Annotated in this window: 22 protein-coding genes; 18 read left to right on the top strand and 4 right to left on the bottom strand. The window is 72.3% G+C overall.

Annotated features, from left to right (window positions below; all coding sequences use genetic code 11):
- Nucleotide 1: 1 nt before the first annotated feature.
- The 9 genes from ACYSMR_RS16750 (at nucleotide 2) to ACYSMR_RS16710 (ending at nucleotide 6,197) form a co-directional block, all read left to right on the top strand.
- Entirely contained in the window at nucleotides 2–370 is a 369-nt protein-coding gene (locus ACYSMR_RS16750) for a hypothetical protein (protein ID WP_461748042.1), read from the top strand.
- A 76-nt stretch (nucleotides 371–446) separates the two neighbouring features.
- Entirely contained in the window at nucleotides 447–1,181 is a 735-nt protein-coding gene (locus ACYSMR_RS16745; RefSeq protein ID WP_461746673.1) for a GAF and ANTAR domain-containing protein, read from the top strand.
- 276 nt (nucleotides 1,182–1,457) lie between these two features.
- Nucleotides 1,458–2,192, top strand: coding sequence for a GAF and ANTAR domain-containing protein (locus ACYSMR_RS16740; RefSeq protein ID WP_251332534.1), 735 nt, complete (start codon nucleotides 1,458–1,460; stop codon nucleotides 2,190–2,192).
- Between the two features lie 564 nt (nucleotides 2,193–2,756).
- Nucleotides 2,757–3,386, top strand: coding sequence for a DUF421 domain-containing protein (locus ACYSMR_RS16735; RefSeq protein WP_461746671.1), 630 nt, complete (start codon nucleotides 2,757–2,759; stop codon nucleotides 3,384–3,386).
- A 51-nt stretch (nucleotides 3,387–3,437) separates the two neighbouring features.
- Complete coding sequence (locus ACYSMR_RS16730; protein WP_461746669.1) at nucleotides 3,438–3,779, top strand: hypothetical protein; 342 nt, start codon at nucleotides 3,438–3,440, stop codon at nucleotides 3,777–3,779.
- A complete protein-coding gene (locus ACYSMR_RS16725) occupies nucleotides 3,776–4,543 on the top strand; it encodes a GAF and ANTAR domain-containing protein (protein ID WP_461746667.1) in 768 nt (255 codons plus the stop codon). Before ACYSMR_RS16730 ends, ACYSMR_RS16725 begins: the two co-directional genes overlap by 4 nt.
- Nucleotides 4,544–4,762: 219 nt before the next feature.
- The gene (locus ACYSMR_RS16720; RefSeq protein WP_461746665.1) at nucleotides 4,763–5,182 is read left to right on the top strand and encodes a hypothetical protein; all 420 of its coding nucleotides are present in this window, start codon (nucleotides 4,763–4,765) and stop codon (nucleotides 5,180–5,182) included.
- A 110-nt stretch (nucleotides 5,183–5,292) separates the two neighbouring features.
- Nucleotides 5,293–5,817 carry an STAS domain-containing protein gene (locus ACYSMR_RS16715; RefSeq protein WP_461748053.1) on the top strand — a complete coding sequence of 175 codons (525 nt, stop codon included), beginning with the start codon at nucleotides 5,293–5,295 and terminating at the stop codon, nucleotides 5,815–5,817.
- Complete coding sequence (locus ACYSMR_RS16710) at nucleotides 5,772–6,197, top strand: DUF4383 domain-containing protein (RefSeq protein WP_461748041.1); 426 nt, start codon at nucleotides 5,772–5,774, stop codon at nucleotides 6,195–6,197. Before ACYSMR_RS16715 ends, ACYSMR_RS16710 begins: the two co-directional genes overlap by 46 nt.
- A 157-nt stretch (nucleotides 6,198–6,354) precedes the next feature.
- Here ACYSMR_RS16710 and ACYSMR_RS16705 read toward each other — a convergent pair whose 3' ends face one another.
- The gene (locus ACYSMR_RS16705; protein WP_461746663.1) at nucleotides 6,355–6,672 is read right to left on the bottom strand and encodes a hypothetical protein; all 318 of its coding nucleotides are present in this window, start codon (nucleotides 6,670–6,672) and stop codon (nucleotides 6,355–6,357) included.
- Between the two features lie 403 nt (nucleotides 6,673–7,075).
- Between ACYSMR_RS16705 and ACYSMR_RS16700 the strand changes: the two genes are divergently transcribed.
- The 3 genes from ACYSMR_RS16700 to ACYSMR_RS16690 all read left to right on the top strand — a co-directional run bounded on the left by ACYSMR_RS16700 (nucleotide 7,076) and on the right by ACYSMR_RS16690 (nucleotide 8,417).
- A complete protein-coding gene (locus ACYSMR_RS16700; RefSeq protein ID WP_251332540.1) occupies nucleotides 7,076–7,534 on the top strand; it encodes a DUF4383 domain-containing protein in 459 nt (152 codons plus the stop codon).
- Nucleotides 7,535–7,660: 126 nt separating this feature from the next.
- The gene (locus tag ACYSMR_RS16695) at nucleotides 7,661–7,870 is read left to right on the top strand and encodes a hypothetical protein (RefSeq protein WP_461746661.1); all 210 of its coding nucleotides are present in this window, start codon (nucleotides 7,661–7,663) and stop codon (nucleotides 7,868–7,870) included.
- Nucleotides 7,871–8,249: 379 nt separating this feature from the next.
- Complete coding sequence (locus ACYSMR_RS16690) at nucleotides 8,250–8,417, top strand: hypothetical protein (RefSeq protein ID WP_461746659.1); 168 nt, start codon at nucleotides 8,250–8,252, stop codon at nucleotides 8,415–8,417.
- A 662-nt stretch (nucleotides 8,418–9,079) separates the two neighbouring features.
- On the opposite strand, the gene ACYSMR_RS16685 is transcribed toward ACYSMR_RS16690, so the two are convergent.
- Nucleotides 9,080–10,252: a YbfB/YjiJ family MFS transporter gene (locus ACYSMR_RS16685; RefSeq protein ID WP_461746657.1), complete on the bottom strand. Its 1,173-nt coding sequence runs from the start codon at nucleotides 10,250–10,252 to the stop codon at nucleotides 9,080–9,082.
- Between the two features lie 109 nt (nucleotides 10,253–10,361).
- Here ACYSMR_RS16685 and ACYSMR_RS16680 point away from each other — a divergent pair, with 109 nt between their 5' ends.
- The gene (locus ACYSMR_RS16680; protein WP_461746655.1) at nucleotides 10,362–11,213 is read left to right on the top strand and encodes a LysR family transcriptional regulator; all 852 of its coding nucleotides are present in this window, start codon (nucleotides 10,362–10,364) and stop codon (nucleotides 11,211–11,213) included.
- Between the two features lie 149 nt (nucleotides 11,214–11,362).
- Complete coding sequence (locus tag ACYSMR_RS16675) at nucleotides 11,363–12,373, top strand: nitronate monooxygenase (protein ID WP_461746653.1); 1,011 nt, start codon at nucleotides 11,363–11,365, stop codon at nucleotides 12,371–12,373.
- 285 nt (nucleotides 12,374–12,658) lie between these two features.
- Here ACYSMR_RS16675 and ACYSMR_RS16670 read toward each other — a convergent pair whose 3' ends face one another.
- Together ACYSMR_RS16670 and ACYSMR_RS16665 are read right to left on the bottom strand one after the other, a co-directional pair.
- Nucleotides 12,659–13,660, bottom strand: a complete 1,002-nt coding sequence (locus ACYSMR_RS16670) for an NAD(P)-dependent oxidoreductase (protein ID WP_461746651.1) — start codon at nucleotides 13,658–13,660, stop codon at nucleotides 12,659–12,661.
- An 84-nt stretch (nucleotides 13,661–13,744) separates the two neighbouring features.
- Nucleotides 13,745–14,851 (bottom strand): isocitrate/isopropylmalate dehydrogenase family protein, encoded by a 1,107-nt coding sequence (locus tag ACYSMR_RS16665; RefSeq protein WP_461746649.1) that lies wholly within the window; start codon nucleotides 14,849–14,851, stop codon nucleotides 13,745–13,747.
- 303 nt (nucleotides 14,852–15,154) lie between these two features.
- Here ACYSMR_RS16665 and ACYSMR_RS16660 point away from each other — a divergent pair, with 303 nt between their 5' ends.
- The 4 genes from ACYSMR_RS16660 to ACYSMR_RS16645 all read left to right on the top strand — a co-directional run bounded on the left by ACYSMR_RS16660 (nucleotide 15,155) and on the right by ACYSMR_RS16645 (nucleotide 19,672).
- Complete coding sequence (locus ACYSMR_RS16660; RefSeq protein ID WP_251332547.1) at nucleotides 15,155–15,811, top strand: IclR family transcriptional regulator; 657 nt, start codon at nucleotides 15,155–15,157, stop codon at nucleotides 15,809–15,811.
- 155 nt (nucleotides 15,812–15,966) lie between these two features.
- Nucleotides 15,967–17,202, top strand: a complete 1,236-nt coding sequence (locus tag ACYSMR_RS16655) for a CaiB/BaiF CoA transferase family protein (RefSeq protein ID WP_461746647.1) — start codon at nucleotides 15,967–15,969, stop codon at nucleotides 17,200–17,202.
- Nucleotide 17,203: 1 nt separating this feature from the next.
- The gene (locus ACYSMR_RS16650) at nucleotides 17,204–18,091 is read left to right on the top strand and encodes a hydroxymethylglutaryl-CoA lyase (protein ID WP_461746645.1); all 888 of its coding nucleotides are present in this window, start codon (nucleotides 17,204–17,206) and stop codon (nucleotides 18,089–18,091) included.
- A 153-nt stretch (nucleotides 18,092–18,244) separates the two neighbouring features.
- Nucleotides 18,245–19,672, top strand: a complete 1,428-nt coding sequence (locus ACYSMR_RS16645; protein WP_461746643.1) for a 2-hydroxycarboxylate transporter family protein — start codon at nucleotides 18,245–18,247, stop codon at nucleotides 19,670–19,672.
- Nucleotides 19,673–19,847: the final 175 nt, after the last annotated feature.

The following is a 19,847-nucleotide window of genomic DNA, read 5'->3' as shown; positions in this document are numbered from 1 at the left end:
AATGGGTGGCGACGACGAGGCGGTGAGCTACGAGCAGGCGCGCCGTCTGCGGGCCACGATGGTCGCCGCCGGCATCGACCGGGGCCGGCTGTGGCTGTACTACTTCAGCATCGGCGGGGACGTGAGCGAGTTCGAGGTCGACGCCTACCTGCACCACTCCCTGACCCTGCCGCGGCTGCAGCGGGACTTGCTGGCCCAGGCCGCCAACGAGATCCTCATCGACCTGGCCCCGCCCAAGGCGCCCTACGCCGCCGACCTCCTGGAGGAGCAGACCTCCCGTGCCGCCGGCCACGACCGGCAGGAGCACAGCACCCCCGTCCAGGACTCCGATGTGCTGGACCACGACGACCCACACCATCCCGAGACCTAGCGCCTCCCGCTCCGCACCGGCCACGGGCACCACCGCCACCGTCCGGAACCGGGGACCGAGAACGAAGGACAAGACCGTGACCCAGCATGCGACGAACGGCCCGCCCGTGCCCCTGCTGCAGGAGCTGCTGCTCGAGAGCGAGAACATCACCGGGTTCCTCGACGCCGTCACGACCACCATCGCCGCCGCTCTGAGCCAGGACGGGGAGGAGGTGTGGTGCGCGGTGACCCTGCTGCGGGCCAGACGCTCCACCACCGTGGCCGCCTCCGGTCCTGACGCCGAGGCGCTGGACGAGCTCCAGTACCACTACGGCGACGGGCCCTGCCTGACCGCGGCCCGTGAGCACCGGATGGTCCACGTGGCCGACACCCGCACCGACCCCCGCTGGCCCGCATACGGCAAAGCCGCTGCTGAGGCCGGGATCCTCTCCGCCCTGGGAGTGCCCATGGAACTGGGCGAGGAGGCCACCGCGGGGGTGAACGTCTACGCCCACCACCCCCACGCCTTCGACGAGGCGACCCTCGCGGTGATCCAGCGCGAGGTCGCCGCCACCTCGATGACCCTGCGCCTGGCCGTGCGGATGGAGAACCACCGCGACACCGAGACCGACCTGCATGCGGCCATGGCCTCCCCGACCACCATCGACCTGGCCGTGGGCATCGTCATGGGGCAGAACCGCTGCACCCAGGAGCGCGCCTTCGAGATCCTGCGGGCGGCCTCCAACCACCGCAACGTCAAGCTGCGCGACCTGGCCGCCGAGCTGGTCGCCACCGTCGGCGCAGGTCCGGCCACCACCCACTTCGACGCCTGAGGCAGGCCCGCCCCTCACGCGTCGGGGGCACCCGCGCGTGTGCCGGGTGCGATGCGGCAGTGGAATAGACTTGATGCCTGGTGGTCAAGCAGCTGGCTGCCGGGCGGCACGTCATGGCCGCCCAGCCTCACCATCGCTGCCCCCGTTGCCGGGGTCGGGCCCTGTCGAAGCGGGCCGTGTCAGCGCGGTGAACCGACCCCTTCTGCGCCGGCGCAGGCCCTGGGCGCTGTCACGCCCGGTGTGCTGTGCCCTGAACCACCACGGAACACACCACCCATGATCGATCGTCACGCGGGCGGATCAGCCCCTTCGGTGATGCACGAGCTGCTGCTGGACAGCCCGGACATCACTGCTTTCCTCACCCAGTTCACGCAGAAGATGGCCACCACCCTGGCTGCCGACGGGGAGGAGGTGTGGTGCGCGGTGACCCTGCTGCGGGAGCGCCGCTCCGCCACCGTGGCCTCCAGCAACGACCGGGCCGCGGCCCTGGACGAGATCCAGTACGTCTACGGCGACGGGCCGTGCCTGACCGCCGCCCGGGAGCACGTCGTGGTCCACGTCCCGGAGGTGGCCACCGACGACCGGTGGCCCGGCTACACCGAGGCCGCGGCCGCGGCCGGGGTCGCCTCGGTGCTCGGGGTGCCCTTCGAGCTGGCCGGGGAGGCCAGGGCGGCGCTGAACATCTACGCCGATCAGCCCCACGCCTACGACCAGGCCAAGATCGAGGCCGCCCGGCAGGAAGTGGCGCTGGCCTCCAGCGCCCTGCGCCTGGCGGTGCGCCTGGCCGGCCACCGTGACAAGGAGGCGGATCTGCAGGCAGCCATGGCCTCGCGGACCTCCATCGACCTGGCTGTGGGCATCGTCATGGGCCAGAACCGCTGCACCCAGCAGAAGGCCTTCGAGATCCTCAAGGCCGCCTCCAACCACCGCAACGTCAAGCTGCGGGACCTGGCCGCCGAGCTGGTGGCCTCTGTGGGCAAGGGCCCGGCCGCCACCCACTTCGAGAACTGAGCACCCACGGGGCACGTCGCCGGAGCGCGCGGCCTCGTCCCATGGTCCGGCCGCCGGCCATGAGACGGGGCTCACGTGCGTCAGCAGGGATTCGCCGAGGGGCAAGGTCCGGAACAGCGGGCAGGGTGTGACCTGGTTGCCGGGTCGGTCATCGGGAAGTCAAGCAGTCGGCTCGCCGATGGTCGCCCCTGCGGCCGCCCTCCCTCTGGGTTCCCGTGGGGCCGAGCCGATACCCCGTCCTGAACGGCTGGGATGCGACCACCACCAGATCCGCTGCGGGAGGTGGCGGCCGAACCAGTCACCGCCGTCGTCAGCCGCACAGCGTGGCCACGACCTCCCTCGACACTGGGCGGCGGGCCAGAGCCTCGTGAGGCCGCGGTCCCGGTGCCCCGGTTGCAGAGCCCCTCAGGGGCCTCCCGCGGTGGAGGGCAGGTCGAGCAGGGGCCGTGCCCTCTTCGTGCTCCGAGGACACCGTCATGGACCCCGCCGCCTCCCTTCCCGCCCTGTTCCCCGGTCCGCTCGAGGACCGCCTGCGCTCGCTCCCGCCTTCCGGTGGGGGTGCCCGTGCTTGAGCGGAGTGCGCTCTTCACCTCCGACATCCCCTGGCTGGAGTTGTTCGCCCGCGGCACGGTCACCTTCTTCGTGCTGATGGTCCTGATGCGATTCGTGGGCCAGCGTGAGGGCGGGGGCCTGGGCCTGTCGGACCTGCTGGTCGTCGTCCTGGTCGGAGAGGCCGCCGGGATCAGCCGCACCGGGGACGGGGAGAAGGTGCCCGACGGGCTGGTCCCCGGGGCCACGATCCTGTGCTGGAGCGTGGTGATGGACGCGGCGACCTACCGGTGGCCGCGGTTGGCTCGACTGCTGAAGGGCCACCCCCGGCCGTTGATCCTCGATGGGCGGCTCAACCGCCGGGCCATGCGCCGGGAGTGCATCAGCGACGATGAGCCGGAGGCGCAGCTGCGGGTCCACGGCATCGAGGACGCCTCCCAGGTGCGGCGGGCCTACCTGGAGCCCCGCGGCGAGCTCAGCTTCCTCACCAACGACCAGACCGAGAACCGTCGGAGCTCCTCGGAGACCTGGCACCGACCCGCCCGCCGCACAGCACCAGGACGTGATCGCACAGGCTCACGGTTCTGGGGTGCAAACGTTGCAAATGCCTGGTCCACCAGCCGCAACGCGCGTATCGTGGACTGAGGTCCAGCAGGGGGCCATGAGACCGATGGCATGCGATGAAGGATGCTTCTCATGGACCACAAGCTCTCCGTGCTGATCCAGATCGACCTGAACGGCGCCTACGTGCGCCTGGTCGTCACCGGCTGCCTCACCGAGGCCAACCAGCACGTCCTGCACCCCCTGATCCGCCGCGCGAGGACGTTGATCCCGCCGGTAACGGTCAGCGTCGACCTCACCGACGCCGGGCACCTGGAGGCGGCCGCGGTCCAGGCGCTGCGCTGGGCCGTCGACCACGACGCGGCCCTGCACGGGGCCAGCCCCGTGGAGGTGGTCGTGCCCCACGCCCTGCCCGCCCACCGGCCCGCACCTGCCCGAGCCGCCCGTTCCGTGCAGGAGCTGGGGTGGGCGGCATGAGCCGGGCACCGCGGATCAGGCCCTCGGTGCAGGCCGGGCAGATCGACCGGGTCCTGACCTCACTGGGCCAGCGGTCGGGTGCGGTCACCGGCGGGGCGGCGGTGGCCGCCACCGCCCAGGCCGCCGTCCACCACGTGGCCGGCACCCGATGGGCCAGCGTCAGCGTCCTGAGCGAAGGGCGGTTCCGCACCCTGGTGGCCACCGCCCCGATGGCCGCCCAAGCTGACGCTCTCCAGCACGCCACCGGGCAGGGCCCCACCGTGGACCCTCTGCTGGAGGGCGCCGTGCACCTGGTGGGGGACCTGGCACGGGACCGCCGCTGGCCGGCCTTCACCACCGGCGCCGCCCAGCATCTGGACGTGGCGAGCCTGGTGGTCTACCGCCTGCCCCTGCCCGAGGACCCGGGCACCACCGTGGGACTGAGCCTGTACGCAGACGTCCCGGACGCCTTCGACGGGACGGCCCTGTGGGCCGGGTCCGTGCTGGCCTCCCACGCCGTCGGGGCGGTCTCCGCCGGACACCACCGCCGGCAGACCCAGCACCAGGAACAGGCCGTGGCCACCGCCCGGGAGGTCGGCACCGCCACCGGGGTGCTGATGGCCCGCTACGGGCTCCCCCGCGAGGAAGCGCTCGACCTGCTGTGCACGACGGCCCAGGACACCCACCGCGATCTCGCCGAGGTCGCCGGTGAGATCATCGACACCGAGCTCCATCGCCTGCCGCCCATGCCCACCGGCCCTCAGCGCCTGCACCGGGCCTCCTGACCCGCACGCGGCAAGGCCCGCGCCTGAGTCGTCGCCACCGGCGCGGGTCCCGTCGCTGCTCAGCAGGGTCTGCAGTCCGGCGCCAAGCCCCGGGCAACCCCTGCAAGGGCCACCAGTTGTACCGTAAGCCTGCTGGTCATTCACGCCGGTCTCGCATATTCTGGAGCACCGGTCCAGCAGCAGGCCACGACATCCTCGCGTGAAGAGAAAGCCGCTGTTGTGACCCACAAGCTCTCCGTGACCGTCCAGGTCGACCTGGACGGCAGAACCATCCGAGTCCTCGCCACCGGGTGCCTCACCGAGGCCAGTCAGCGGGCCTTGCACCCGCTGATCCGCCGAGCCAGGACCCTCACCCCCGGCATCCACGTCACCGTGGACTGCACCGGGGCCCATCATGTGGAGCCCACCGGGGTGGAGCTGCTGCGCGCGGCCGTCGACCACGACGAGGGCTCGGACGGGCTGCGCCCGGTCGAGTTCCTGTTTTCCGATCCCCTGCGGGGGCCGGCGGGGACCCAGGGGCACGGTCACCGGACCACATCGGCTCGTGCGCTCCAGCATCCTCAGGTGTCTGAGATCCGCGGTGGCGTCTCGTCTGCGGGGGACAACCCGAAGGTGGTGCCAGCTCGTGCGGCATCCTGATGTCCACCGCCCTCCCGCCCGTGCTCACCGCCACCCCGGTCCGGCTCCCAGGCGCCCGGGGACGGGCCCAGTCCTCGGCCACACCCCCTTTCGCGCCCAGGAGCTCCGTCGTGGACCTTGAACTGTCGGTTCTCGTCCGGATCGACCTGGACCACAGGCGTGTGCGCCTGGTCGCCACCGGGCGCCTGACGGAGACGAACCAACGCGTGCTGTACCCGTTGATCCACCACGCCCGGACGCTCACCAGCGACACCGAAGTCGTCATCGACCTCACCTCGCTCGAGTCCGCGGAGAGCGCAGCACTGGACCTGCTGTGCTGGGAGGTCGCACACGAGGAAACGGGGCAGCCCACCGGACCGGTGCAATTCGTCCTGACCGAGCCACCGCCCGCGGGCAGGCTCTCCCCCTCCCCGGCAGCCGAAGCGTGCCGGACCGGGTCCACCGCCTGGACCCCGCCCGACCCGGAACCGGCCCTCAGGTCGCCCAGGAGGAACGGACCGGGGCACTCCCCGCTCACCCCCGGTGCGCGACCGACGGAAGGACGGACCATGACCACCCCCACCGCAGCCCACCCCACGCACCACTCCGCATTGGAAACGGCCGCCCTGGCCCAGGGGCCGCCTTCCTGCTCGTAGGGCTGGCCGGCTTCGTCCCCGGTCTCACCACCGGCTACGACTCCCTGGAGTTCGCCGGTCACCACTCCCAGGCCCTGCTGATGGGCGTCTTCCAGGTCTCGATCCTGCACAACCTCGTGCATCTGCTCTACGGCATCGCCGGGGCGGTCATGGCCCGCTCCGGCGGCGGGGCCCGGACCTACCTGCGCTGGGGCGGGGCCGTCTACCTGGTGCTGTGGCTCTACGGGCTAGTCGTGGGACAGGAGTCGCCGGCGAACGTCGTCCCGTTCAACAGCGCCGACGACTGGCTGCACCTGGTCCTCGGGACCACCATGGTGTGGCTGTCCTTCCTGCGCCGTGACACCGCACCCCCGACGGCCTCCACCGGCCGCACGCACTGACCCTCTCCGCACCCTCCTCGAGACCGAGGATCCCCGGCCGACGGGATGCGCGGGAAGATCTGCTGCCGGCACAGCGCCAAGCGGCACCGACCGCCGCCCACCGGCCAGGCAGGGCTGTGGACCCGTGGTCGGCGCGCGGCCCGGTGGCGGGATCGTCTCAGCCGGCGCCCTCCTCCTCGCCCAGGTCGCCGTCTCCCACGCCACCGGTCTCGTTGTCGGGGCCGTCGGCTCCGTCGCCCTCGCCCACGCCACCGGTCTCGTTGTCGGGACCGTCGGCTCCGTCGCCCTCGCCCACGCCACCGGTCTCGTTGTCGGGGCCGTCACCGGCGCCCTCACTGGTGGACTCGCCCAGGGGGGCGCTGGACTCGGCGGGAGCCTCCGGGGCTTCCTCTGTTTCGGTGTTGTCGCACCCGGCCAACAAGAGCCCTGCGATGGCGGCGGTTGTCGCGGCGATCACTCGCGTGTTCGTGTTCATGACCCACGGTAGGCACACGGGCACGGCCTGCCACAAGCCCCCGGGGGGGCTTCCCTCGAGCGCCGGCAGGCCCATCCGGACGATTCGTTGATGTGGGCGGGCCGCGCGTCCGGGCCACGCGTTGCGGACTCGGCGCCCTGGGCCCGGCCGGCGCGGTCCGTCAGCACCGGCGTGGCAGGACGACGTCCGATCCCCTCATGTCGGCAGGGGTATTGATGCCCGGCGTCGTCGGCACACGGAACCCGGGGACCGACCAGCCCTACGGGTCGAGGATCGACTCCGGTTGGCGTCGTGCCCTCGACCCCGTAGGCTGGAAGAAGTAAGCATGCTTTCCGGATTCGTCCGTAAACCGGTGGTTCCCGTCCCGGGGCCATGTCCACCACGATCGACACGAGGAAACATCATGACTGCTCCCGCCAACCGGACCTCCGCCCGCCGTTCGCCCGTCCAGACGGCCGCCCTGCTCTACGGCGCCGTGTTCGTGCTCGTGGGCCTGGCCGGGTTCATCCCCGGCATCACCACCAACTACGACACCCTGCAGTTCGCCGGCCACCACTCCGAGGCCATGCTCATGGGCCTGTTCCAGGTCTCCGTCCTGCACAACGTCGTCCACCTGCTCTACGGTCTGGCCGGGATCGCCATGGCCCGCTCGGCCCCGGCCGCGCGGAAGTACCTGCTGTGGGGCGGGGTCGTCTACATCGTGCTCTGGATCTACGGGCTGCTCGTGGGCCAGGAGTCCCAGGCCAACTTCGTGCCCCTGAACACCGCCGACGACTGGCTGCACCTGTTCCTGGGCGCGACCATGGTGGGGTTGTCCTTCATCGGCCGCGACACCCACGACCGGACCGGCGCCCGCCGCTGACCCCACCCTCCGACCCCCGGGCCTGTCCATCCCCCCGCGCGTCCACCCCGCCGGGCGGTGCCGCAGCAGGAGCAGCACGTGTAGCGTGACCGACACACCGCCGTCCGGCGGCGCGAAAGGAGTGCCATGACCGACACCAACATCCCCGACCCGGCTGACAACAAGCCCTCCCAGGCCGAGGGCAGTCCCGGCGACGAGCAGGTGGAGCCCGCCGTCGAACCGGCCGGCACCAGGCCCTCCCAGGCCGAGGGCGCGCCGGAGGACCAGGACGTGGGCTCGCCCGGCAGCGCGGAGGGCAGCGACCCCGCCCGCGGCGGGGCCGCCGACGACGCCTGAGCGGACGACCGCCTGAGCCACCGTGCGGGCCGGGGGTCCGGGGACCGGCGAACCCCGGACCCCCGGCCCGCACGGTCTTCGTTGCGGCTCCGGCGCCCTCGATCCGGGCTTCACCGCGGTCGGGCAGCGCAGCCGTGCTTGTCCCGCCCGCGCGGCACCGATCGAGAGCGACCTCGTGCGTGAAGACAACGGTCGGACCTCATCCGGTCGGCGAGCCCGGTGCCTGACCGCACGGCCCCCGGTCGAGGGACGGTGCGGGTGCGAGGATCCTTCCCGGTGCGCGGTCGGTGTCCGTGGGCGAGGGCGATCCGCCCGGACCCTGAGCCCGCCGGTCACCGTCACCGTCGACCTCACCGTCGACCTCACCGCCGCCGAGCACGTGGAGGTCGTCGGGGTGGACCTGCTGCGCTGGGCGGTGGACCACGACGAGTCCATGGGCGGGGCCGGCCCGGTGAAGATCCTCCTGCCCGACGAGCTGCCCGATCATCCCCCCGCGCCGGCCCGGATGATCCACCACCTGCGGGTCCCCGGGTGGTCCCCGGCCTGAGCAGGGAGGACCCGTCCCGTGACCGCGGCCGCGGTGGAGCCTGGCCACGACCGGTGGTGTCCGAGCATGACCTGGCCCCCGCACGGCCTCACGGGGCGTTGCGTCCGGGCAACGGGTGTCCGGCTCCTGCCGACTGTTCGAGGGCTGAGCCAGTCCGCGGGCACCGGGGTGCGGCCGCCGGGGCCTCGCGCCCGGCGGACGGCCCGAGCCGGGCGGTCCGCCCGCCCCCGCGGCGAGGGATGCGTGGGCGCCGGGAACGCTGTGCGGGCCCGTCCCGTGCAACTGCCCGAGCAGGTCGGGGTCGCGGGTGGGGCGGCTCCACGATGGATGCCACCACCCCGGTGGCCGGCCGGTCCGGCACGGCCAGGCCGCCGAACGCCAGTCCGCGTGCCGGGTGGCGGTCGCGCGACCACAGCACCGCCCCGGCCTGGACCAGCCACCCGCTGCCTGCCGGCCGCGACGCGCCGTGGCGCGCCCCCAGGGCCGCCACGTCCGGCCCCGGAGAACGCCCTCCCTGCCCGGCCGTGGCGAGTCCACCCGTCGGGGCCACAACGTGGCGTCGGGGCCCTCTGCTGCACCGCTCCGAGCGTGGAACGCCTCGGGGCGTGGGCCACCGACCTCGGAGGTGCGCAGCCCTGCCCGTCGGGCGCGAAGGGAGCGGGTCAGCGGGTCGGGGGTGCGGCGAGGCGGATGAGCAGGGTGGGGACGGCCGCCAGGGCCACGACGATGGCCCCGAGCACCAGAGCGGGGGCGTATCCGTGGCGGATCAGCGGTGCGGCGACCAGCGGCCCGAGGATCTGTCCGAGGCTGAAGGCGATGGTCAGGATGGCGCCCGAGCGGGGGACGCCCATGCGGGCCCCGGTGCCCATGCCCAGGGAGACGATGCCCAGGAAGGTCCCCCCGAAGATCACCCCGGCGAGCAGGGCCGCGCCGCTGCCGGTGAACACCGCGGGCAGGAGCATGCCCACGGACTGGACGAGCAGGGCGGTGCGCAGCACCGTGGCCGGTGGGAAGATTCGGGCCAGGCGGGCGTAGACCGCGGCGGAGGGCAGGGCGGCGAGTCCCACGAGCACCCAGGCGCTGCTGCCGACCCATCCCGGGGTGGTGGCGCGGATGGCGGCGACGAGGAAGGTCCCGGCGATGATGTAGCCGGTGCCTTCGAGGAAGTAGCTGACCACCAGCGCCACGAAGGAGTCCCGGGTCCCCGGGCGCGGCCGAGCCGAGGAACCGGGCCCGGTCTCCGAGGCCCGGGTCGGGGCGGGAGCCCGGGGGTGGCTCACCGGCAGGGTCCAGGCCACCGCGCCCAAGGCGGCGGCGGTGGTGGCGCAGGCCCACCAGGCGGTGGTCCACGTCTCAGCGCTTTCCAGGACGAGCACGAGCACGCCGGACACGGCGATGCCGCCGCCGATGCCGCCGTAGACCCACCCGCCGCCGCTCGACCCCCGACAGGACAGGCGAGCGGCCACGGCACCGGCCACGGCGATGAACACCAGGGCGCTGACGACCCCCGAGCACCACCGCGCCAGGGCCCAGACCGGTACCGAGGTGGTGGTGGCCATGGTGACCAGGGCGACGACCTGGGCCACCAGCGCGGCCCGGAACGCCGGGGCCGAGGTGGTGGTGGCCGGCCGCACAAGGGCCAGCACGGCCCCCAGCAGGTAGCCCAGGTAGTTGGCGGTGGCCAGCTGCGCCCCCTGGTCCGGGGCCAGCCCGGCCTGGTCCTGCATCAGCGGCAGGATCGGGGTGAAGCCGAACCGGCCCACGCCCATGGCCATCGCCATCGCCGCGGCCCCCGGCACGACGACGGCCCGGACGCTCGGGGGCTTCTGCAGCATGATGCGGTGTCCTCTCCTGGGGGCCGGATCGGCTCGGCCTCCTCCGAGGCTAGGAGTCGGGATCGGCGTCCGTACAATGCCTGTTCCGCACCATCTATGCTTGGGCAGCATGGATGTGGAGCTGCGGCACCTGCGGGCCTTCGTCGCGGTGGCCGAAGAGGAGTCCTTCACGCACGCGGCCGCCGAGCTGCACATCACCCAGCCGGCACTCACCCGCACGATCCAGCAGCTGGAGGCCGCCCTGGGGGTGCGGCTGATCGCCCGCACGTCGCGGACCTTCGAGCTGACCGGTCCCGGACGGGAGTTCCACGTCAGCGCACAGCGGCTGCTGGCTGACCTGGAGGCTGCGGTGCAGGCCGCGCGCGGCAGCGCGGTGTTCCGCCTGGGGTTCAGCTGGCTGCTGCCCTCCCCGTGGGCACAGGAGACCGCGGCGCGCTTCACCGAGGCCACGGGGATGCCGGTCGCCTTCGTGCGGTGCGACCATCCGGCGACGGCGCTGCAGCGGGGCGAGGTCGAGGCGGTCGTGATCCGCTCCGGTCAGCCCGATGCGGAGCTCGAGAGCGTGGCGCTGTTCGACGAGCCGCGGGTGGTGGCCTGCTCCCGCCGCTCCCCCCTGGCTCGGGCCACCGGCCTGGCGTGGGACCAGGTGCCGGAGTGGCCGCTGGTGATCAACACCGCCACCGGCACCACCCAGCCCTCCCTGTGGCCGGAGGCGACCTCGCTGACCGTGGTGCGAACGGCCAACTACGACGAGTGGATCGAGTCCGTGGCCGCCGGGGTGGGCATCGGGATCGTCCCGGACATCGCCGAGCACCGCAACACCCACCCGGAGCTGCGCTTCATCCCGCTGGAGGGCGCCCCACCGGTGACCGTGCGCCTGGCCCTGGCGCCCTGGCTGCCGCGCGGGATCCGCGAGGACTTCCTGCACGCCGCCCGCCCGCAGAAGCCCTCCCCGGCATGACCTGCCCACCCCTCTCGTCCATGTGTGACAGACATGGGTGATGACTGCCCGGCATTTTCCCGCCCGCCCCTCCCGCTTCTAGCCTGAAGGCACTTCGCATCGGCGGGATGTCTCCGCTTTGATGCGACCCGGACCCGAGGAGGCCACCCATGTTCGAGCCCCGATCCCTGGAGTCCCCGATCGTGGGGGCGCCGATGGCCGGCGGACCCTCCACCCCGGAGCTGGCGGCGGCGGTGAGTGCGGCGGGGGGCCTGGGGTTCCTGGCCGCCGGGTACAGGAGCGCCGGTCAGCTGGCCGCCCAGATCCAGCGGGCGCGCGAGCTGACCAGCGCCCCGGTGGGCGTCAATCTGTTCGTGGTCGAACCCGTCGAGCCCGACCCGGCAGCGCTTCAGGCCTACCGGGTGGCGCTGGAGCCCGAGGCGCAGCGGCTGGGCGTGACGCTGGGCACCCCGCGGTGGGACGACGACGGGTGGGCGGGCAAGCTGGAGGTCGTCCTGGACCTGCAGCCCGAGGTCGTCTCCTTCACCTTCGCCTGCCCCGACGCCGACGTCCTGGGCCGGCTGACGGCGGCAGGGATCACCACCATGGTCACCGTTACCAGCGCAGCCGAGGCCCGGATCGCCGAGGCCCGCGGCGCACGCGCCCTGTCCGTCCAGGGCCCGGGCGCCGGGGGCCACCGGGCCACCTTCGACCAGAGCGCCACCCCGACCCAGGCGCCCCTGGGGTCCACGGTCGAGGAGATCGTCGCCGGCACCGGCCTGCCCGTGGTCGCCGGCGGCGGGATCGCCACGGCCGGCGAGGTGGCGGGCCTGCTGAGCCGCGGGGCGGTCGCCGCCCAGGTCGGCACCGCCCTGCTGCTGGCCGACGAGGCCGGCACCAACGCCCTCCACCGGGAAGCCCTGACCGGTGGCCGCTTCACCAGCACCACCCCGACCCGGGCGTTCACCGGGCGGTTGGCCCGGGGACTGACCAACCGGTTCATCACCGCCCACCCCGACGCCCCCGTCGGGTACCCCCACCTGCACCACCTCACCGCACCGGTACGGGCGGCCGCGGTCGCCCAGCATGATGCGGACACCGCCCACCTGTGGGCCGGCACCGGCTTCCCCGCCATCCACGGCGGACCCGCCGCCACGGTCGTGGACGCGCTGACCCCCTGAAGAAGCGGCGTGCCTGTCGCCCTCCCCGGGCAGGACACCCGACGGCCCACGAGTCCGCCCGCTCCGGGGGCGCGCCCTGCGGCGAGCGCTCCGCCGGACCCCTCGGCGAAGCCGGAAACACCCCTGCCGGCCCGCACGGCCGGCCACCGCACCGGGTCCCGCGACGCCGTCGTGGTGGAGGGGCGATGCCGGCTGCCCGTCCGCCCACGCCGCGGCGGCACGAGGCACCCGGGCGGCCCCCACGAGTGTGGAGGACTTCGTCGCCGGTCGGGCTGGGACCGGGTCTCAGACGGCCAGCCCCGAGGTCTGCCGGGGCACCGCCGTCTTGGTCGCCGTGACGACCCCGCGGGGGATGTCGCCGCGCAGGACGGCATCGACGTTCTGCCACACGGTCGCGATCCTGCGCTCGACGTTCTCCCAGCCCACACCGGCCATGTGCGGGGTGCACACCACCTGCTCCAGCTCCAGCAGCTCGCTGGCGGTGTCCAGCGGCTCGTTCTCGTAGACATCGAGCCCGGCTCCGGCGATGCGCCCTGCGCGCAGGAAGTCGATGAGCGCCCCCTCGTCGATGACTTCACCGCGGCCGACGTTGACGAGAACGCCGCTGGGCCTCATCAGGGCCAGTTCCTCGCGCCCGATCAGCCGGGCCGAGTCCGCATTCAGCGGCAGGCTCACGCAGACGATGTCGGAGATCGCCATGAGCTCCGCCAGCGCGACGGGACGGGCCGGGATGAGCTCGGAGACGGTCAGCGGGATCTCCGCGTGGTCGTAGAAGACCACGTCGGCGCCGAAGCCGTGGTGGACGATCTTGCCGATCCAGCGTCCGATGTTGCCCAGTCCGACGATCCCGACCGTTTTGCCGTAGAGCTCCGAGTAGGAGGTCTCGTCCAGGTCCTGGCGCCATTTCCCCTCGCGCAGCAGCTGCACGGAGGCCGGGATCCGCCGCAGCACCGTGAGCATCAGCGTGAGCGCGTGCTCGGCGACGGAGATGGAGTGGGTCTTCATCTGGGCCACCGGAACACCCAGGTCGTCCAGGACGGCCACCGGCAGCTGCCCGTAGCCGGAGCTCATGTACTGGATGAACTTCACGTTCTGCGCGGCCCGGAACACCTCTTCGGGCACGTCGATGCCCGAGATGATGAAGTCGGCGTCGGCGGCCTCACGGCACAGCTGCGCCACGTCCGTCTCCGGCGGCATCACCGTCACCTCGAAGCCCTCCGGGGTGGAGTCCACCAGACGGTCGATGTAGTCCTTCAGCGGGTTGATGAACAGCACTTTGTACGTCATGGGTGCGTACCTTTCATGGGTCGATGCCTGTCGGTTGCGACACGGCGATCCGAGCGGGCAGAGCGGGGACGTGCCGGCGCGGGATCAGCTGTCGGTCGCGGCGAGAGCTGGGTTCTCCAGCTGCGCGGGCAGGGCGCCGAGGACCGCCTCTACTACTTCTTGGGTGCCTGCCGTTCCGCCCAGGTCGCGGGCCCGGGGGCCGGTGGCCAGTGCGGCCTCGACGGCGGCCTGGATGCTCTGCGCTGCCCGGGTGCACCGGTCGTCGCCGTGGCGTTCGCCCAGCCACTCCAGCATCATCGCGGCCGAGAGGATCATCGCGATCGGGTTGGCGATCCCCTTCCCGGCGATGTCGGGGGCGCTGCCGTGGGAGGGCTGGAACACCCCGTGGGCCAGGCTGACGTCGGCCGAAGGCGCCACGCCCAGACCGCCCACGAGGCCGGCGGCGATCTCCGAGACGATGTCGCCGAAGATGTTCTCCGAGACGACCACGTCGAACCGTTCCGGGTCGGTGACCATGTACATCGATCCGGCGTCGATGTAGTACTTGGCGCTGCCGACGTCGGGGTTTCTCGCGGCGACCTCGTCGAAGACCTTCTCCATCAGCACGTTGCTGCGCAGGGCGTTGGACTTGTGCAGCAGCGTCACATGCCCCGGCGTGCCCCGCTTCCGGCGCGCTCGGGCCTGGGCGAAGGCGAGGTCGAAGAGCTTCTCGCAGGTGGCCCGGGTGATCGTCATGCGGTCACTGGCGGACTCGTCACTGGGCTCGTGCTCATCGGCCAGGCCCGCGAACATCCCTTCGGTCGTCTCCCGGATGACGAGCATGTCGATGTTCTTCGCCGTCACCGGGCTCTGGACCCCGGGGAAGAGCCGGACCGGCCGGAGGCTGGCGAAGAGCCCGTAGTGGGCGCGCATCTCGACCTGGGCGCCCAGTTCCAGACCTTCCGGCCCGCGCACGTCGGGCAGGCCCATGGCGCCGAACAGCACGGCGTCGGCCGTGCCGATCTCGTCCATGTCGGCGGCGGTGATCTTCCGTCCGGTGCGCCGGTACAGGTCCGCGCTGAAGTCGTAAGACGTGTAGCCCAGCTCCAGCCCGTAGCGCGTCTGGCACTCCCTCAGGACGGCCAGGGCGGCGTCGACGACCTCGGGCCCGATGCCGTCACCGGGGATCACAGCAATGTCGTAGTCAGTCATGGCTCTCCTGCCTTGCTATTCACCAGGGGCTCCCCGCACTGTTCCCACCTGTTAGGAAACAGTTTCTGTGAAGCGGGAGGACCATAGCAGGAGGTGACTCGGCCCACAAGGGGCTGCAGCGAGGCCGTTTCCATGCGGACGTCAACCGGGCGACCACGGGTCGTAGGAGCGAGGCCTGGCCGTCCGCCGTCACGGAGGCGAGACGTACGTCTCGGCGCGGAGGAGCGCGTCGAGTCCCGTCAGGTGCTGCCCCCCGGGCTGCGGGCGCGGGCCCGGTCGGTGACCGAGCCCTACGCTGATGTCATGTCCTCTCCCGAGTCCTCCAGCAGCAACCGCACCCTCGAGCGCGTGGCCGCGATCCTCGACGCCGTGGACCGCGCCGCGGTCTCGGCCAGTGAACTGGCCCGCCGCACGGGCCTGTCGGTGTCCACGGCGCACCGCCTGGCCCTGTCGATGGTCGAGTACGGGTTCCTGCGCCGCACCGAGAGCGGGGACTTCCGGCTCGGCCAGCGTTTCGTGCGCACCGCCATGGAGGCCGCCGCCACGCCCGTTCTGGACCAGCTGCGCACCGCCACCGGGGAAACGGTCCAGCTGTGGGTGCGCCGGGCGGACGAGCGCGTCTGCACGTTGAGTCTCGACAGCACCCAGGAGCTGCGGGTGGCCCTGCCCCAGGGTTCACGCCTGCCCCTGCCGGCCGGGTCCAGCGGTCGCCTGCTGGCCGAGGAGCCGGAGGCCCTGGGCGAGGTGGCACGGCACGGGTGGGTGGAGTCCGTGGGCCTGCGCACCCCCGGGCTGGGTTCGGTCAGCGCACCCGTGCTGCTGCACGAGAGGATCGTCGCCACCGTGTGCCTGGCCATGCCCCTGGCCCGGGTGCGGGTATCCCCGGGGACCGACTTCGGCGCCGCCGTGGCCGAGGCCGCACGGCGCGTGGGCGAGGAGTTGCAGCTGCGCCAGGTCTGACACCGGCCCGTCGACACCGTCCGCCTCGGAAAACTCGCCGAGGGGGTTGTGTGTGTCATGGGTCACTTGCTACCGTCTTCCCGCCAAAAGGCACCCACTTCCCACTGTGTGAGAAGTTGAGGGGTCCAGGAGGACCGACTGAGGAAGCAGGCACCATGACCGAGAATCTGCACATCGAGGGCGAGACGCTCCCGCTCGAGGGCATCCGCGTGCTGGAGCTGGGAAGCTTCGTCGCCGCCCCCTTCGCCGCTCGCCTCTTCGGCGACTTCGGCGCGGAGGTCATCAAGATCGAGCGTCCCGACGGCGGCGACGAGCTGCGCGACTGGCGCAAGACCCGAGGGAGCACCTCGATGCTGTTCCGCACCGTGGCCCGGAACAAGAAGTCCGTGGCCCTGGACCTGCGCACGGAGACGGGCCGGGAGGCCGTGAAGAAGATCGCCGCCCAGTGCGACGTGGTGATCGAGAACTTCCGCCCCGGCACTCTGGAGAAGTGGGGGCTGGGCCCCGACGTGCTCGCCGGGCTCAACCCGGACGTGGTGGTGGTGCGGATCTCCGGCTACGGGCAGACCGGCCCCTATCGCCACCGCGCCGGATTCGGCAGCTCGGCGGAGTCCTTCGCCGGCCTGCGCTACATCACCGGCGAGCCCGACCGCCCGGCCGGCCGGGCTGCAGCCTCCCTCGGCGACACCGTCGCCGGGCTCTACGGGGTGATCGGCGCCCTGATGCTCATGCTGCAGAAGGCCCGCAGCGGCCGTTCCGGGAGTTCCCAGGTCGTCGACGTCGCCCTCTACGAGGGCGTGTTCAGCCTGCTGGAGTCCCTGGTGCCCGACTACGACGCCTACGGCATGGTGCGCAAGCGCACCGGAGGGGCCCTGCCCGGGGTCGTGCCCACCGGCTCCTACCCCACCGGGGACGGGCTGGAGGTCGTCATCGGCGGGAACTCCAACTCCGTCTTCCGCCGCCTGATGGCCGCCGTCGGCCGGGCGGACCTGGCGGCCGACGAGTCCCTGCTGACCACCGAGGCCCGCGGGGCCCGGGAGGAGGAGCTCAACGGCGCCATCGCCGACTGGACTTCCAGCATGCCGCTGAAGGAGGTGCTCGAGCTGCTCGATGCCGCCGGAGTGCCCGCAGGCCCGGTCTACGACGCCCCATCCATCGCCCAGGACGAGCACTATCTGGCCCGGGACATGATCCAGGCCCACGAGGTCGTCGTCGAGGACGAGCCCGAGCTAATCCGCTTCCCCGGGGTGGTTCCGAAGATCCCGGGCCACCAGGGGCGGGTGCAGTGGGTGGGACCCGAGCTGGGCCAGCACACCGCGGAGGTCCTGCACGATCTGGCCGGGCTGAGCCCGGAGCAGATCGCCGACCTCACCCCGCAGGCGGTGCGCTGAGGTGCGGATCCAGCTCACCGACGTGTTCCTGCGCGACGGCCTCCAGGACGAGGACGTCGTCGTCCCCACTGCGGGCAAGCTCGCCGTCGCCGAGGCCCTGGTGGCCGCCGGTCTCCCCCGCCTGGAGGTGGCCTCCTTCGTCAACCCGCAGAAGGTCCCGCAGATGGGCGACGCCGCCGAGCTCCTGGCCGGCCTACCCCCTTCCGAGCAGGTGACGTACACGTCGCTGGCCCTCAACGGCCGCGGCGTCGCCCGTGCCGTCGCGGCCGGGGCCACCGACGTCCAGGTGGTCGCCTCCGCCAGCCAGGCCCACAGCAGCGCCAACGCCGGGCAGGGCATCGAGGACGCCCTGGAGAGCCTCGCCGCGGAGGTGGCCCGGTACCCGCAGACCCACTTCTTCGCCGGCATCTCCACCGCCTTCACCTGCCCCTTCGAGGGCGAGATCGACCCCGCCCACCTGCTGCGGGTGGTGCGGGCCTTCCAGGCCATGGGCGTCACCGACATCGGCCTGGCCGACACCCTCGGCACCTCGCCCACCGACCAGGTCGTGAACGCCGTGGCGTACGTCCAGGACGCCGAACCGGGCCTGACCTACTCTCTGCACCTGCACAACGCCCACGGCCAGGCCCTGGACACCGTCAGCGCCGCCGTCGAGCGGCTCGGGATCACCCGCTTCGACAGCGCCCTGGGCGGGTACGGCGGGTGCCCCTTCGCTCCCGGGGCCCACGGCAACATCGCCACCGAGCAGCTCGTGGCCCATCTGCACGGGGCCGGCCACGACACCGGCATCGACGAGGCCCGCCTGGCCGAGGCCGTGCGACTGGCCCGCGATGTCGTCGCCTGCTCCCCCGCCCTCGGGTCCCTGAATCCCGCCGCACGCCCGGCCTGACAGTCCACCGAGTTGCCGGGCCGTCAGGCCGTGGGCTCGGTGGGCGATCGCTCCACCCTTTTTCCTGCTCGTTCTTCTTCCGATCACCATTAGCCGTTCGCGCGCAGCCCGCAGGGCCGCCGTGCCCACACGAACCGGGGGACACCGATGTCCATGACACCACCGACCGCCCAGACCACCGAGCCCGCCAAGCAGGCACCGGATCAGCAGCCTGCGGACCCGGGCACCGGGATGCACCGTGCGGTCGCCCCGACCGCCGGACCGCGCCGCGGAACGCACTATCCCGGCCGCCAGGGCTTCCGGATCGCCAGCACGCCCGCCCCGCTCTACGTGGTGTTCGCCGCCGTGGTGCTCATCGCCGCGCTCACCGGCAACCTGCCCGAGTCCATGCTCTCGGGCTTCGCCGTGACCATCTTGCTGGGCGGGCTGCTCATCTGGATCGGCAACCTCTTCCCCGTCATCCGCGACTTCGGGCTGCCGACCATCCTGTGCACCTTCGTCCCGGCGATCCTGATCTTCGCCGGGGTGATGCCCGAGAACGCCGTGACCGTGGTGCAGAACTTCGTCGACGCCTACGGGTTCCTGGACTTCTTCGTCATGGCCCTGATCGCCGGCTCCATCCTGGGCATGCCCAGGGCGCTGCTGCTCAAGGCCGGGCCCCGCTTCGCGGTGCCGCTCATCGGGTGCCTGATCGCCACCTTCGTCCTCATCGGGGCCCTCGGGGCGGTCACCGGCTTCGGCTTCGTCGAGGGCATCCTCTTCATCGCCGCCCCCATCATGGCCGGTGGCCTGGGCCTGGGCGCAGTGCCCATGTCGGAGATGTACGCCGCCCGCACCGGCGGTGAGGCCGATGCCTTCATGGGCGACCTGATGTCGGCGGTGGTGATGGCCAACATCGTGTGCATCCTCATCGCCGGGATCTACAACGGGCTGGGCAAGCGCAAGAAGCAGCTCTTCGTCGGGTTCAACGGCCACGGCCAGCTGCTGCGCATCCAGGGCAAGGCCGGGGAGATGGCCGCCCCGCCGAAGAAGGAGCTCTCCTCCTTCCTCTCCCTGGGCAAGGGCCTGCTCATCGCCGCGGTCCTGTTCGTGGCCGGCAACCTGGTCGCGGTCTACCTGCCGGTCCTGCACCCCTACGCCTGGACCATCCTCTTCGCCGCCGCCGTGAAGATCTTCGGCCTGCTGCCCAAGGACCTCGAGGACGGCTCCTCGGAGTGGGGCGACATGATCGCCTCCATCCTCGTCCCGGCCCTGCTGGTGGGAGTGAGCATGACCTACATCGACATCCAGGAGGTCCTGGCCTCGGTGAGCGACCCGATGTTCATCGTCCTCACCATCGCCACCGTGGTGATCGCCACCCTCACCTCCGGGGTCCTGGGCTGGCTGGTGAAGTTCCACTTCGTGGAGGCGGCCATCACCCCGGGCCTGGTCATGGCCGACACCGGCGGCTCCGGCGACGTCTCCGTGCTCAGCGCGGCCAACCGCATGCACCTCATGCCCTTCGCCGCCCTGACCAACCGCCTGGGCGGAGCCCTGGTCCTGTTCGTCACCTCCCTGCTCGTCCCGCTGCTGGCCGGCTGAGCCGACGCCCGTCCCACCACCGGTCCGCCGTCCCGTCCCGGGGCGGCGGACCGGCCGCGCCCGGGTGGGGTGGGCAGGGGTGGGGGCGACGGTGCGGTGGTGGACGTGGGGTCGCTCGGCGGGCCCGTGGTGAGGTCGGCGGGCAGCACGGTGAGGCCCAGCCCGGCCGGGCACG

The organism is Kocuria sp. U4B, assembly GCF_054875615.1.
This window is presented reverse-complemented; position numbering and strand designations above follow the sequence as displayed.

Excerpts from the sequence above, each read along its gene's own strand:
- ACYSMR_RS16750 (WP_461748042.1), top strand. The coding sequence starts at position 2 with ATGGGTGGCGACGACGAGGCGGTGAGCTACGAGCAGGCGCGCCGTCTG.
- ACYSMR_RS16740 (WP_251332534.1), top strand. The coding sequence starts at position 1,458 with ATGATCGATCGTCACGCGGGCGGATCAGCCCCTTCGGTGATGCACGAG.
- ACYSMR_RS16730 (WP_461746669.1), top strand. The coding sequence starts at position 3,438 with ATGGACCACAAGCTCTCCGTGCTGATCCAGATCGACCTGAACGGCGCC.
- ACYSMR_RS16725 (WP_461746667.1), top strand. The coding sequence starts at position 3,776 with ATGAGCCGGGCACCGCGGATCAGGCCCTCGGTGCAGGCCGGGCAGATC.
- ACYSMR_RS16705 (WP_461746663.1), bottom strand. The coding sequence starts at position 6,672 with ATGAACACGAACACGCGAGTGATCGCCGCGACAACCGCCGCCATCGCA.
- ACYSMR_RS16700 (WP_251332540.1), top strand. The coding sequence starts at position 7,076 with ATGACTGCTCCCGCCAACCGGACCTCCGCCCGCCGTTCGCCCGTCCAG.
- ACYSMR_RS16695 (WP_461746661.1), top strand. The coding sequence starts at position 7,661 with ATGACCGACACCAACATCCCCGACCCGGCTGACAACAAGCCCTCCCAG.
- ACYSMR_RS16685 (WP_461746657.1), bottom strand. The coding sequence starts at position 10,252 with ATGCTGCAGAAGCCCCCGAGCGTCCGGGCCGTCGTCGTGCCGGGGGCC.
- ACYSMR_RS16680 (WP_461746655.1), top strand. The coding sequence starts at position 10,362 with ATGGATGTGGAGCTGCGGCACCTGCGGGCCTTCGTCGCGGTGGCCGAA.
- ACYSMR_RS16675 (WP_461746653.1), top strand. The coding sequence starts at position 11,363 with ATGTTCGAGCCCCGATCCCTGGAGTCCCCGATCGTGGGGGCGCCGATG.
- ACYSMR_RS16670 (WP_461746651.1), bottom strand. The coding sequence starts at position 13,660 with ATGACGTACAAAGTGCTGTTCATCAACCCGCTGAAGGACTACATCGAC.
- ACYSMR_RS16665 (WP_461746649.1), bottom strand. The coding sequence starts at position 14,851 with ATGACTGACTACGACATTGCTGTGATCCCCGGTGACGGCATCGGGCCC.
- ACYSMR_RS16660 (WP_251332547.1), top strand. The coding sequence starts at position 15,155 with ATGTCCTCTCCCGAGTCCTCCAGCAGCAACCGCACCCTCGAGCGCGTG.
- ACYSMR_RS16655 (WP_461746647.1), top strand. The coding sequence starts at position 15,967 with ATGACCGAGAATCTGCACATCGAGGGCGAGACGCTCCCGCTCGAGGGC.
- ACYSMR_RS16645 (WP_461746643.1), top strand. The coding sequence starts at position 18,245 with ATGACACCACCGACCGCCCAGACCACCGAGCCCGCCAAGCAGGCACCG.